11 protein-coding genes are annotated in these 13,341 nt (G+C 34.8%); 9 read left to right on the top strand and 2 right to left on the bottom strand.

Annotation, left to right across the window (positions count from 1 at the left end):
• Positions 1 to 91 precede the first annotated feature (91 nt).
• The 5 genes from HGK31_RS12900 to HGK31_RS12880 all read left to right on the top strand — a co-directional run bounded on the left by HGK31_RS12900 (position 92) and on the right by HGK31_RS12880 (position 4,832).
• Positions 92 to 1,246 carry a 5-(carboxyamino)imidazole ribonucleotide synthase gene (locus tag HGK31_RS12900; RefSeq protein ID WP_191860556.1) on the top strand — a complete coding sequence of 385 codons (1,155 nt, stop codon included), beginning with the start codon at positions 92 to 94 and terminating at the stop codon, positions 1,244 to 1,246.
• Between the two features lie 2 nt (positions 1,247 to 1,248).
• Positions 1,249 to 1,728, top strand: coding sequence for a 5-(carboxyamino)imidazole ribonucleotide mutase (purE, locus tag HGK31_RS12895; RefSeq protein WP_191860554.1), 480 nt, complete (start codon positions 1,249 to 1,251; stop codon positions 1,726 to 1,728).
• Positions 1,729 to 1,940: 212 nt separating this feature from the next.
• On the top strand, positions 1,941 to 3,974 hold the full coding sequence (locus tag HGK31_RS12890; RefSeq protein ID WP_191860552.1) for a M3 family metallopeptidase: 2,034 nt from the start codon (positions 1,941 to 1,943) through the stop codon (positions 3,972 to 3,974).
• Between the two features lie 42 nt (positions 3,975 to 4,016).
• Positions 4,017 to 4,571 carry a sigma-70 family RNA polymerase sigma factor gene (locus HGK31_RS12885; protein WP_104735659.1) on the top strand — a complete coding sequence of 185 codons (555 nt, stop codon included), beginning with the start codon at positions 4,017 to 4,019 and terminating at the stop codon, positions 4,569 to 4,571.
• Positions 4,572 to 4,574: 3 nt separating this feature from the next.
• Entirely contained in the window at positions 4,575 to 4,832 is a 258-nt protein-coding gene (locus HGK31_RS12880; protein ID WP_104735658.1) for a hypothetical protein, read from the top strand.
• Here HGK31_RS12880 and HGK31_RS12875 read toward each other — a convergent pair.
• Positions 4,815 to 5,648: a UbiA prenyltransferase family protein gene (locus HGK31_RS12875; protein WP_191860551.1), complete on the bottom strand. Its 834-nt coding sequence runs from the start codon at positions 5,646 to 5,648 to the stop codon at positions 4,815 to 4,817. The two genes, HGK31_RS12880 and HGK31_RS12875, sit on opposite strands and share 18 nt — an antisense overlap.
• A gap of 120 nt (positions 5,649 to 5,768) precedes the next feature.
• Between HGK31_RS12875 and gcvP the strand changes: the two genes are divergently transcribed.
• From gcvP to HGK31_RS12855, 4 genes are all read left to right on the top strand, one after another.
• Positions 5,769 to 8,618: an aminomethyl-transferring glycine dehydrogenase gene (gene gcvP / locus HGK31_RS12870; protein WP_191860549.1), complete on the top strand. Its 2,850-nt coding sequence runs from the start codon at positions 5,769 to 5,771 to the stop codon at positions 8,616 to 8,618.
• Between the two features lie 179 nt (positions 8,619 to 8,797).
• Positions 8,798 to 9,856, top strand: a complete 1,059-nt coding sequence (locus HGK31_RS12865) for a 3-oxoacyl-ACP synthase III family protein (RefSeq protein ID WP_191860547.1) — start codon at positions 8,798 to 8,800, stop codon at positions 9,854 to 9,856.
• A 33-nt stretch (positions 9,857 to 9,889) separates the two neighbouring features.
• The gene (locus HGK31_RS12860; protein WP_191860545.1) at positions 9,890 to 10,411 is read left to right on the top strand and encodes a methyltransferase domain-containing protein; all 522 of its coding nucleotides are present in this window, start codon (positions 9,890 to 9,892) and stop codon (positions 10,409 to 10,411) included.
• Positions 10,412 to 10,415: 4 nt separating this feature from the next.
• Positions 10,416 to 11,264 carry a glycosyltransferase family 2 protein gene (locus tag HGK31_RS12855; protein WP_191860543.1) on the top strand — a complete coding sequence of 283 codons (849 nt, stop codon included), beginning with the start codon at positions 10,416 to 10,418 and terminating at the stop codon, positions 11,262 to 11,264.
• Between the two features lie 35 nt (positions 11,265 to 11,299).
• On the opposite strand, the gene HGK31_RS12850 is transcribed toward HGK31_RS12855, so the two are convergent.
• Positions 11,300 to 13,294: a T9SS type A sorting domain-containing protein gene (locus HGK31_RS12850; protein ID WP_191860541.1), complete on the bottom strand. Its 1,995-nt coding sequence runs from the start codon at positions 13,292 to 13,294 to the stop codon at positions 11,300 to 11,302.
• Between the last annotated feature and the right edge of the window lie 47 nt (positions 13,295 to 13,341).

Raw genomic sequence — 13,341 nt, 5'->3', positions numbered from 1 at the left:
TGATTAACGTTTTACGAATTCTCATTTAGATTGTTTGGCATTTAGTTTTTTCAGAGGATTTTGATTTGTACTTTTGTGCAAAATCAAGACAATGAATTTTTTCTCTTCTGAATTTAAGCTTGGCATTCTAGGTGGCGGTCAACTAGGAAAAATGATGCTTACCGAAACCCGTAAGTTTGATATTTTTACCAAAGTTTTGGATCCAAGTCCAGAGGCTCCTTGTAAGATAGCTTCAAATGATTTTCATGTTGGTGATTTAATGGATTATGACACCGTTGTTACGTTTGGGAAAGATGTTGACATCTTAACTTTTGAAATTGAAAACGTCAATACAGATGCGCTTGAAACTCTTGAAAAGCAGGGCATAAAAGTTTATCCGAGTTCCAAAACACTACGCACTATTCAAAATAAAGCGACGCAAAAATTATTTTACCGTGACCATGACATTCCAACTGCAGAATTCACGCGTTTTGCATATACGTCAGAAATTGAAGATGCAGTTAGCAATGGTGGTTTAGAGTTTCCTTTTGTATGGAAGAGTGCTCAATTTGGATACGATGGTAATGGCGTTAAAGTGGTGCGCTCTCTAAAAGATTTGGACAATCTACCGAATGTGGAATGTATTGCTGAAGACATGATTCCTTTTAAAAATGAGTTATCTGTAATTGTAGCTAGAAATGTAGCTGGTGATGTAAAAACCTACCCAGTTGTAGAAATGGAGTTTCATCCAGAGGCTAATCAAGTTGAATATGTTATTTGTCCAGCGCGAATTGAGAAGCCTGTTGCTGAAAAAGCTCAACAAGTAGCTTTACAAGTTTCTGAAGCTTTTAATCATGTTGGATTACTAGCTGTTGAAATGTTCCAAACACAAAACAATGATATTCTAGTTAACGAAGTAGCTCCAAGACCACATAATTCTGGCCATCAATCTATTGAGGCTAGTTATACCTCGCAGTTTGAACAACATATTAGAGCCATCCTTAATTTACCGTTAGGGAAAACCAACAGTAAAGTTGGTGGTATCATGGTTAATTTAGTTGGTGCTGAAGGATATACAGGTAATGTAAAATATGAAAACATTGAAGCCATTATGAAAATGGATGGTGTTACACCGCATATTTATGGCAAAAAACAAACACGACCATTCAGAAAAATGGGACATGTTACGATAGTGCATGAAAATATTGATGAAGCTAGACAAATTGCCGAACATGTTAAAAATACTATTAAAGTTATAAGCGAATAATTATGAGTAAAGTTGGAGTTATTATGGGAAGTAAAAGCGATTTGCCTATTATGCAAGACGCTATAAACATCTTAAAAGAATTGAATATTGAAGTAGAAGTCGATATTGTTTCGGCACATAGAACACCTGAAAAATTATTCGATTATGGTAAACATGCTCACACAAGAGGTTTTTCGGTCATTATCGCTGGAGCGGGTGGTGCAGCACACTTGCCTGGAATGATCGCTTCGTTGTCTCCACTCCCAGTAATTGGTGTTCCCGTAAAAAGTAGCAATTCCATTGATGGTTGGGATTCTGTATTATCAATTTTACAAATGCCTGGAGGTGTCCCAGTGGCAACTGTTGCTCTTAATGGCGCTAAAAACGCAGGTATTTTAGCCGCTCAAATAATTGGAAGTTATGATCAGGCTGTCTTGAATAAAATTATTGAATATAAGGAAGGTTTAAAGGCTAAAGTCATAGAATCTTCAAAAGATTTATAACAAAAAAACCTCGGCAATTGCCGAGGTTTTTAACGCTATTAATCAATAAATTTTTAAAGAGTTTTAAACTCTCATGAAAAATCTGCCACAAAAGTAATATTAAATATCATATTCGCAAGACCAAAAGGTCTTAAAATTAAGTTAATAAACAGAAAATCAATTATTTAGTAAGAAAAATAACACGCTGATTTTCAATTGAATGAAAACAATATATGAACATCCTGAATAAACCCTTTGATACTCAATTTAATACAGCACCATTTTCAAAAATAAAGAATGAGCATTTTCTTCCTGCTTTTAAAAAAGGGATTGAAAATGCTAAAGCAGAAATTAAAACCATCACTTCAAATCCTGATGAACCAACTTTTGAAAACACGCTTGAAGCTCTAGATTTTGCTGGTGAACAATTAGATAGAATTTCAAGTATTTTTTTCAATTTAAATTCAGCCGAAACAAATGATGAGATTCAAAAAATAGCGCAAGAGGTTTCACCGTTATTATCTGAATTTAGTAATGACATTACGTTAAATGCCGATTTATTCAAACGCGTAAAGGCTGTTTATGACCAAAAAAACGAACTAAATCTTACTAAAGAACAACAAACACTATTAGATAAAAAGTATAAAAGCTTTTCAAGAAATGGTGCTAATTTATCTGAAAGCAAAAAGCAACAACTTCGTGACATTGATAAGCAATTGAGTAAGCTGAAGTTAACATTTGGAGAAAATGTATTAGCCGAAACAAACAACTATGAACTTCACCTTACAAACGAAGATGATCTTTCAGGATTACCGGAAGGCGCTAAAGAAGCTGCAGCGCAAATGGCTGAAAGCAAAGACAAAAAAGGCTGGATTATTACTTTGGACTATCCTAGTTATATACCATTTATGACTTATGCAGATAATCGTGAACTACGTAAAAAACTAGCAATAGCATTTGGAGCAAAAGCCTTTCAAAATAACAAACATGATAATCAAAATAACGTTTTACAAATTGCAAAATTAAGACATGAGCGCGCCAACTTATTGGGCTATAAAACCCATGCTCATTTTGTTTTGGAAGAGCGCATGGCAAAAAATCCTCAAACTGTTGAAACATTCCTTAATGACCTTCTGGAAAAAGCTAAACCAGCTGCCGAAAGTGAATTTAAGGACTTGGAAAAATTTGCAAAAGAACTAGATAATATTGACCAATTACAAAAATGGGATGGTGCTTATTATTCTGAAAAACTTAAACAAAAGCTATTTGATCTGGATGACGAAAAGCTAAAACCTTATTTTAAACTTGAAAACGTTATTAGTGGCGTTTTTACTATTGCTGAAAAATTATACGGCCTAAAGTTTGAAGAAGTCTCGATAATTGATAAATACCATGAAGATGTTTTAACCTATAAAGTTACCAACGAAACTGGCGATTTGGTTTCAATTTTCTATGCTGACTTTTTCCCTAGGCCAGGCAAAAGAAATGGTGCTTGGATGACGGTTTACAAACCGCAATTTGTTAAGAATGGTGAAAACAGTAGACCACATATTTCCATAGTTTGTAATTTCACAAAGCCTACTAGAACAAAACCTTCATTACTTACTTTTAACGAAGTAACAACATTATTCCATGAATTTGGCCACGCTTTACACGGCATGCTTGCAAATACAACGTACCCTAGCCTATCTGGGACTAGCGTATTTTGGGATTTTGTTGAATTACCAAGTCAAGTTTTAGAAAATTGGTGTTATGAAAAAGAAGCGTTAGAACTTTTTGCGACACACTACGAAACTGGTGACCTTATTCCAATGGAGCTAATTGAAAAAATAAAAGCTTCTGCTACATTTCATGAAGGCATGCAAACACTACGACAGTTGAGTTTTGGTTTATTGGATATGAGTTGGCATGGAGGTGATCCTTCTAACATCAAAGATGTGAAAAATCATGAACTAGAAACTTTTAAAAACACACGCCTGTATCCTGATGTTACCCAAAACTGTATGAGTACGTCGTTTTCACATATTTTTCAAGGTGGTTATAGTGCTGGATATTATAGTTACAAATGGGCTGAAGTCTTGGATGCGGACGCATTTGAGTTTTTTAAAGAATCTGGTATTTTCAGTCGTGACGTTGCCAATAAATTTAAAAACAATATCCTTTCGCAAGGTGGTACAGATGACCCGATGACATTATATAAACAATTTAGAGGAAAAGAGCCACGCCCAGATGCCTTATTAAAACGTGCAGGGTTGGTTGAGAAATAGAATTTTTAGCTTATTTTTGATAAAAATTGCTAGCAAACAAGAATGTCAAAGCACACAATTGAACCTGAAAAATGGATTGACCGCTATTCCGATTACCTGTTCAATTACACCATTTCGCGTGTAAATGATAGGGAAATGGCTAAAGACTTGGTTCAAGATACGTTTGTAGCCAGTTTAAAGTCTATGAAAAACTTTAAAGGTGAAGCTAGTGAGCGCACATGGCTTATTTCCATTTTAAAAAGAAAAATTATCGATTATTATCGGAAAATTAATTCCAAAAAAGGAAAAGCCGAAGTTCGAATGGACTATAATAGTGATGAAGAGGAAGGTAGCTGGCTTGAAGAACGTGTAGCAGATCCGTTTGATAAAACTGCAGAAGACACACTAGTTAATGATGAATTGGGTGATGCTATTTATGCTTGTTTGGACAAATTACCAAACAAACAAGCCCAAGTTTTTAAAATGAAAACCATTCAAGGGTTAGAAACAGAAACAATTTGTAATGAATTAAACATCACTGCGTCTAACTTGTGGGTAATAATTCATAGAGCTCGGACAGCAATGGCCGAGTGTATGGAAAAAAACTGGTTTAATTAGAGCATGAAAAAAGGGTTTTTATTTATTTCTTGTGAGCAGGCAAAACATATTTGTGATAAAGCACAATACCACGAAGCTTCACTTTGGGAAAAAATTGAATTAAATATTAGATACACATGGTGCAGATTTACGCGCGCTTACGTTAAGAAGAACAAACAATTAACTACAGTAATTCAAAAATCAAGAATAGATTGTCTTCAGAATAATGAACGTGAGGTATTAAAAAATGAATTCGAAAAAGAGCTAACTAAACAACTTTAATATAATTAGCCAAAATATAGGTATCCCTTCTACCCAAAAGGCACTATAGTATTTTCCTTGATTCTCCTTTGAAAAGAAGACAAACAAAAAAGTCAATAAGCTTATTACAAAGAGTATTATTGTACTTTCAAAATTTAATTCATCTTTTAAATATTCCATTAAAAAAAATGCTAACAAAAATATAGCTCCCATGATTTTTGTTTTCTTAATACCTATTTTTTGAGGAATTGTAGCCAGTTTTATACTATCATATCTCATATCTCTAATTTCAAAAGGCAACATCAAGACAATAACAAACAAAAACCGCTGAACCGCTGTTATTACAACGTCAAAATTAATAGTAAAGTCATTATTCATTAGTGGTAAAAACACAGTAACACCAGACCAAACTAATGCAATAACATAAATTTTCAAACCACTAACACTTCTTAAATTTTGCTGTTGATCTACAAAAATATGTCTTGGTAAAAATGGAATAGCATACAAAAAAGTTACGGCTGCAAATCCACCAATCCATAAAAGAGTTTTGGTTTCTAATCTCAACGCATAATAGCAAAGTGCTACAAAACAAATAAGTGAAAAAACTTGTATTACTTTTAGCCAGTTGGCTAAACTTCTGTGATGAAACTTGGCGAGACCAAAAAACTTCACAAAATTATAACCCGTAATTGTGGCAAAAAAATTAAAATATAAGATGTTTTCATCGTAATTTATTTGAAACACTGTCAAGGTAATCCATGTCAATGCATAAACAGATAGTGCCACATGAATACTGCTATTAAGATAAAAATCAAAAACGTTCTTAAAGAGTCCCATAACACAAAAATACGGAAAGTGTTAATAAACCATTTAATTGGTTAAAAACTTTCATTTTCATTAACATAATAACGTGAATTATTCCGTAATTTTGCGCCTTAAATTCAACACAACATTTTAATGAATACAACTGCTTTTGCACAACGTCATATTGGACCTAGAAAAGAGGACCAAGACCAAATGTTAAAAACAATTGGTATAGACTCATTAGAGCAACTCATTTACGAAACCATTCCAGATGATATTCGCTTGAAAAATGAGCTTAATTTAGATTCTGCCATGAGTGAGCAAGAATACCTTACGCATATTCATGAATTATCTAAACTTAACAAAACTTATAAAACTTATATTGGTTTAGGGTATCACCCGACTATTTTACCTGCAGTTATTCAGCGAAACATTCTTGAAAACCCAGGTTGGTACACAGCTTACACACCTTATCAAGCTGAAATTGCTCAAGGTCGTTTAGAAGCTTTATTGAATTTCCAAACCATGATTACCGATTTAACTGGTATGGAATTGGCAAATGCATCATTATTAGATGAAAGTACAGCGGCTGCTGAAGCCATGAGTTTATTGTTCGCTGTTCGTGATAGAGACCAAAAGAAAGCTGGTGTAAACAAATTTTTTGTTTCTGAAAACATACTACCACAAACCTTATCACTTTTAGAAACACGCTCAAACCCTATCGGAATTGAACTGGTTGTTGGCAGTGAAAATGATTTTGACTTTTCTACAGAATATTTTGGAGCCATTCTTCAATATCCTGGAAAACACGGTCAGATAACTGATATAAAATCATTTATTTCAAAAGCAAATGAAAATAATATAAAAGTTGCCGTTGCAGCTGATATTTTAAGTTTAGTCATGCTTGAAGCACCTGGAAAATTTGGTGCAGATGTTGTTGTTGGTACTACACAACGTTTTGGAATACCTATGGGTTATGGTGGGCCACATGCTGCCTACTTTGCAACCAAAGAAGCTTATAAACGAGATATCCCAGGTCGTATTATTGGTGTTACAAAAGATATGAATGGTAATCGTGCATTGCGCATGGCACTACAAACGAGAGAACAGCATATAAAACGAGACAGAGCAACTTCAAATATTTGTACTGCGCAAGTATTATTGGCCGTTATGGCAGGTATGTATGCTGTTTATCATGGACCAAAAGGTTTAGAGTTTATAGCCAATAGAGTTCATAATACAGCTACTTCAATTTCTGATTCTCTTAAGCAATTGGGTTTCGAGCAACTGAATACGTCCTATTTTGACACATTACATTTTAAAGCAGATGCAACTAAGATCAAAACCATTGCGGAGGAAAACGGTATAAACTTTTACTATCCAGATTCGGGCTCTGTAGTTATCGCTATTAACGAAACTACTAACTTGATAGACGCCAACGCAATAGTTGCTGTTTTTGCCAAAGCTACTCAAAAAGACGTTAATCAAATTCAGTCATTATCTAATAAAAACAATATTGCTGGCGCATTACAACGTAAATCTGATTTCTTAACACTTGACGTTTTTAATTCGCATCATTCGGAAACGGAATTAATGCGATACATCAAGAAATTGGAGCGTAAGGATTTGTCTTTAAACCATTCGATGATTTCGTTGGGTTCGTGTACCATGAAATTGAATGCTGCTGCAGAAATGTTGCCATTAAGTTCTCCAAACTGGGGAACAATACATCCTTTTGTACCCGTTGAGCAAGCACAAGGCTACCAAATAATTCTAAAAGAATTAGAAGAGCAACTAACTGAAATCACAGGCTTTGCTGCGACTTCTTTGCAACCTAATTCTGGTGCGCAAGGTGAGTTTGCTGGATTAATGGTTATAAAAGCATATCATGAATCACGAGGTGACCATCATAGAAATATTTGTTTGATTCCTTCTTCAGCTCATGGCACAAATCCTGCGAGTGCTGTAATGGCTGGAATGAAAGTAGTTGTTACCAAATCTACTGACAAAGGAAATATTGATGTTGAGGATTTAAGAGAGAAAGCAGAATTACACAAAGATAATTTATCATGCTTGATGGTGACATATCCATCAACGCACGGCGTATACGAATCTGCTATAAAAGAAATTACACAAATTATACATGATAATGGTGGTCAGGTTTATATGGATGGTGCCAACATGAATGCCCAAGTTGGCTTAACCAATCCAGGAAATATTGGTGCTGATGTATGTCATTTAAATTTACACAAAACCTTTGCTATTCCCCATGGTGGTGGTGGACCAGGTGTTGGACCAATTTGTGTTGCAAAACAGTTAGCACCTTTTTTACCGAGTAATCCAATAATTAAAACTGGAGGAGATCAAGCAATCTCTGCAATTTCTGCAGCGCCTTTTGGTTCCTCTTTAGTATGCCTAATTTCTTACGCTTACATTAAGATGCTGGGAGTTAAAGGTTTAGCTCAATCTACAAAAATTGCTATTTTAAACGCCAACTATATCAAAAAACGTTTAGAAGGACAGTTTGATACCTTGTACTCTGGAGAACGCGGCAGAGCAGCCCACGAAATGATTGTGGACTGTAGAGCGTTTAAAGCCAATGGTATTGAAGTTACTGATATTGCAAAACGTTTGATGGATTATGGTTTTCATGCTCCAACGGTATCATTCCCTGTAGCAGGAACACTCATGATTGAACCTACTGAAAGCGAAAGTAAAGCCGAAATGGATCGTTTTTGTGATGCCATGATTGCCATTAAAAAGGAAATTGACGCAACATCAAAAGATGAAGATAATAATATATTAAGGAATGCTCCACATACTTTAGATATGATAACGGCTGATGAATGGTTAATGCCTTACACCCGAGAACAAGCCGCTTTCCCATTAGAGTATGTAAGAGAAAATAAGTTTTGGCCATCTGTAAGGCGTGTAGATGATGCCTATGGTGATAGAAACCTGATATGTACTTGTGCTCCAATTGAAGAGTACATGGAAGCCTAAAAGCTAAAAAGAACTATCTTCAAGCCTTCAAAATTTGAAGGCTTTTTTGTTGAATAATATTTAAATTAAAACAGTCTTTTTTATTAAAACAACAAAAATAAATGCATAAATACAAAATCATGCTTAACTTCATAATTTTATGACTAGTTTCGTAATAAGGATTATTAATAGCATTAATTATGGCCATAAAAATCACAGGAACTGGAAGCTATATTCCCAGTACCGTTGAAAAAAACGAAAATTTTTATAATCATGAATTTTTGAATGCAGATGGCTCTTCAATTAACAGTACAAATGAAGTCATTGTTGAAAAATTTAAAGCCATAACTGGCATTCAAGAAAGACGTTACATTAAGGAAGATCTCTTAAATTCTGACATTGGTTTTTTTGCAGCAGAAAAAGCCATTGAAAATGCTAATATTGATAAAGAAACTATTGACTATATCATTGTTGCTCATAATTATGGTGATGTAAAGCATGAAAGTCAACAAAGCGATACAGTTCCTAGTATTGCCTCAAGAATAAAGCATTTGTTAAAGATTAGAAATCCCAAGTGTGTTGGGTACGATATACTTTTTGGTTGCCCTGGATGGCTAGAAGGTGTTATTCAGGCAAAAGCTTTTATTGCTTCGGGTATTGCGAAGCGTTGTCTGGTGATTGGCACCGAAACCTTATCGCGAGTTGTTGACAAACACGATCGCGATTCTATGATTTATAGTGATGGTGCTGGTGCTGTTATTGTTGAGCGAACAGAAGAAGTGGGTGGTATCATTGCCCATGAAACCGCTACATTCACTTATGATGAAGCCCATTTCATTTATTTTGGTGAAACGAATCATCCCGAAATTACTGACCAAAGACGTTACATTAAAATGTATGGTCGTAAAATTTATGAATTTGCTATAACCAATGTGCCAAAGGCTTTAAAAACCTGTTTGGATAATAGTGGAATTGACATAAAAGATGTCAAAAAAATACTCATTCATCAAGCTAATGAAAAAATGGATGAGGCTATCGTAAAACGTTTTTATGAATTATATGACATGCCAATGCCAGATGGCATTATGCCCATGACCATAAACATGTTAGGCAACTCAAGCGTAGCCACAGTTCCCACATTGTACGATATGATTTTAAATGGCAAACTAGAAAATCAAAGGATTAGTAAAGGAGATATTATTATATTTGCTAGTGTTGGCGCAGGCATGAATATTAATGCCGTTGTATATCAGCAATAAATAATAAGTTTACCGCTTTTGCGGAAAATAAACATGTACGAAAAAACATTCCCTAACAAACGTTTTAAGCACACTGCTAATTTTTTGCAAAAACATATATCTAAAGATTCTAAAATTTTAGATTTAGGGGTTTCAAATCCATTTTCTGATATTATGAAGGACATGGGATATTCAGTTGAAAATACCTTTGGTGAAGATTTAGATTTAGACAAAGCTACCATTGAAAATTCTAATGCTGATGTTGTTACGGCTTTTGAAATATTTGAACATCTTCTTTCTCCTTTTACTGTTTTACAAGCTATTAAATCGGATAAATTAGTTGCTAGCGTGCCTTTGCGATTATGGTTTTCCACGGCATATAGGAGCAAAATAGATATGCGAGATAGACATTATCATGAATTTGAAGATTGGCAGTTTGATTGGTTATTGGAAAAAGCAGGCTGGAAAATTATAGCAAGAGACAAATGGACCAATCCAACTAAAAAAATTGGAATCAGGCCAATTTTGAGATGGTTTACACCTAGATATTATATAGTCTACGCAGAAAAGATTTAAAATATTGAATTTTTACATTGTCATACCAGCCCATAATGAAGAAGCCTATATAGGCTCAACATTAGAGTCTTTGGTAAATCAAACCTTACTTCCAAAAAAACTGGTTGTAGTAAATGATCACTCTAAAGACAAAACTGCTGAAATAGTTCAATCTTATGTTGATAAATATGATTGGATATCACTTCTTGATATTGAATCGACTGACCAACACTTACCTGGCACGAAAATAGTAACTGCATTTTATAAAGGATTTGAAACTTTGGATGAGAACTATGACGTGATATGCAAGTTTGATGCTGACCTTATTTTTCCGAAAAATTATTTAGAAGTCCTAGCCGCACATTTTAAGCGTGATTCTCGATTGGGGATGGTTTCAGGATTTTGTTACATAGAAAAAAACAAAAATTGGATTCTTGAAAATCTTACACGCAAAGATCACATTCGCGGTGCGTTGAAAGCTTATAGAAAAGATTGCTTTTTACAAATAGGCAAATTAAAACCCTCAATGGGTTGGGACACGGTTGATGAATTATTAGCGAAATTTTACAATTGGAAAATATTGACAGATGACTCGCTTCATGTAAAACACTTAAAACCAACAGGGAAAAGTTATAATAAATCAGCCAAGCACCTTCAGGGAGAAGCCATGTATAAATTACGATATGGTTTTATTATTACGCTAATTTCAGCGTTGAAATTAGCCTTTAAAAAACGGAGTTTTATACTTTTAAAAGACTATATGCAAGGCTATTTAAAAGCAAAAAAAGAAAATCAATCATTTCTGGTTACTGAAGAACAAGGGCAATTTATTCGTAAAACAAGATGGCAAGGCATAAAAAAAAGAGTGATGTAAACACCACTCTTTTAAGCTACAATGATAAAAAGTATTTAATTCTTTTTCAATAGCTTTTTCACAGTTCTTTCGCCGGTTGATTGATTAACAATTACAACAATATATGGGCCAACATTCAAACTATTTAGGTTCAATTCAACAGTGGTTTTTGTAACACTTGTTTTAATTCTTTTTTTAATGACTTCTGTGTTGTATAAATCATAAACTAAAATATCATAGGTGTTTAAACCCCTTTCAGGTAATTGTAAGGTTGTATTTGATGTTGCAGGATTTGGGAATAGATTAAATCTATTTAAAGCTTCAGTTCGAGTTACTGTTATTGGATTAGACAATGCGTAACAACCCATAAGGTCACCTGCATTTGTTATTCCAGTTAAATCAACACTATCTGCATAACTTAAATGCCAGATTAAGCAAACACCTTCACCTGCGCCTTCTAAATCAAATGGTGGACTTGGCGGTGTTCCTAGGATATTTAAATCGGTATCTGTTATTACCCACAACGAGTTATCTCCCATGGCACCATCCAACGTCACATCAAAAGCATCGCTTTGTCCATCACCTGCTAAAATCTCTATTTCTGTATCACCACTTCCAGCTATGGCTAATTCACCACCATTAACGCCATTTCTTGTTACCGTAATTGGATTGGATAAATCATAACATCCCATTAAATCTCCTGCATTTGTAACTCCAGTTAAATCAACACTATCTGCATAACTTAAATGCCAAATCAAGCAAACACCTTCACCTGCGCCTTCTAAATCAAACGGTGGGCTTGGTGGTGTTCCTAAAATATTTAAATCAGCATCTGTAATTACCCATAGTGAATTATCTCCCATGGCGTCTTCCAACGTCACATCAAAAGCATCACTCTCTCCGTCGCCAGCACAGATTTCAATTTCCGTATCGCCACTTCCAGCTATGGCTAATTCGCCACCATTAACGCCATTTCTGGTTACCGTAATTGGGTTAGATAAATCATAACATCCCATGAGATCTGCCGCATTTGTAACCCCATTTAAATCAACACTATCTGCATAGCTTAAATGCCAGATTATGCAAACACCTTCGCCTGCGCCTTCTAAATCAAATGGTGGACTTGGTGGTGTTCCTAATATATTCAAGTTAGCATCCGTAATAACCCATAATGAATTATCTCCCATGGCGTCTTCCAACGTGACATCAAAAGCATCACTCTCTCCATCGCCAGCACAGATTTCAATTTCCGTATCGCCACTTCCAGCTATGGCTAATTCGCCACCATTAACGCCATTTCTGGATACCGTAATTGGGTTAGATAAATCATAACATCCCATAAGATCTGCCGCATTTGTAACCCCAGTTAAATCAACACTATCTGCATAGCTTAAATGCCAGATTAAGCAAACACCTTCGCCTGCGCCTTCTAAATCAAATGGTGGACTTGGTGGTGTTCCTAATATATTCAAGTTAGCATCCGTAATAACCCATAATGAATTATCTCCCATGGCACCATCCAACGTCACATCAAAAGCATCACTCTCTCCATCGCCAGCACAGATTTCAATTTCCGTATCGCCACTTCCAGCTATGGCTAATTGACCACCTTCAGGTAACATGGTTCGTGTGACTTCAATATAATTTGATAAATCAAAACGTCCTCTTAAATCATCTAAATTGCTTATTCTCCTAAATGGTGGAATTCCATTGTACGCTAAATGCCATATTCTACAAACTCCTGGACCAGCACCATTTAAATCAAAAGGTGGTGCGTCAGGCAACGCCAAAATGTTATTATTATCATCGGTAATAATCCATTGTCTCAAGCGACCTGAATCACCTTCAACAGTAACATTAATGGGATCTGCTTCAGAATCAATACAAATTGAAGTGCTGTCATTTGTCGAAATAACACCACCATCTACGTTACTATTCTGATTTTGAGCTAAAACATTAGATTGACTTATAAAAATAGCAAATACAAATGTTAATAATGAGGTTAAGATTACATGAAATTTGGGGTTTCGGTTTTGTAATTTACTTTTCATTTTTGTAGATTTTTATTATTGAAAAGCTAAATTAAACTTGAAAACAT

Source organism: Hanstruepera ponticola (assembly GCF_012931685.1).
Taxonomy (GTDB): Bacteria; Bacteroidota; Bacteroidia; order Flavobacteriales; family Flavobacteriaceae; genus Hanstruepera; species Hanstruepera ponticola.
The sequence above is the reverse complement of the archived record's forward strand: the minus strand, read 5'-3'. Positions and strand labels throughout refer to the sequence as shown.

Coding starts and splice junctions, on each gene's coding strand:
- HGK31_RS12900 (WP_191860556.1), top strand. CDS start 92: ATGAATTTTTTCTCTTCTGAATTTAAGCTTGGCATTCTAGGTGGCGGT.
- purE (WP_191860554.1), top strand. CDS start 1,249: ATGAGTAAAGTTGGAGTTATTATGGGAAGTAAAAGCGATTTGCCTATT.
- HGK31_RS12890 (WP_191860552.1), top strand. CDS start 1,941: ATGAACATCCTGAATAAACCCTTTGATACTCAATTTAATACAGCACCA.
- HGK31_RS12885 (WP_104735659.1), top strand. CDS start 4,017: ATGTCAAAGCACACAATTGAACCTGAAAAATGGATTGACCGCTATTCC.
- HGK31_RS12880 (WP_104735658.1), top strand. CDS start 4,575: ATGAAAAAAGGGTTTTTATTTATTTCTTGTGAGCAGGCAAAACATATT.
- HGK31_RS12875 (WP_191860551.1), bottom strand. CDS start 5,648: ATGGGACTCTTTAAGAACGTTTTTGATTTTTATCTTAATAGCAGTATT.
- gcvP (WP_191860549.1), top strand. CDS start 5,769: ATGAATACAACTGCTTTTGCACAACGTCATATTGGACCTAGAAAAGAG.
- HGK31_RS12865 (WP_191860547.1), top strand. CDS start 8,798: ATGGCCATAAAAATCACAGGAACTGGAAGCTATATTCCCAGTACCGTT.
- HGK31_RS12860 (WP_191860545.1), top strand. CDS start 9,890: ATGTACGAAAAAACATTCCCTAACAAACGTTTTAAGCACACTGCTAAT.
- HGK31_RS12850 (WP_191860541.1), bottom strand. CDS start 13,294: ATGAAAAGTAAATTACAAAACCGAAACCCCAAATTTCATGTAATCTTA.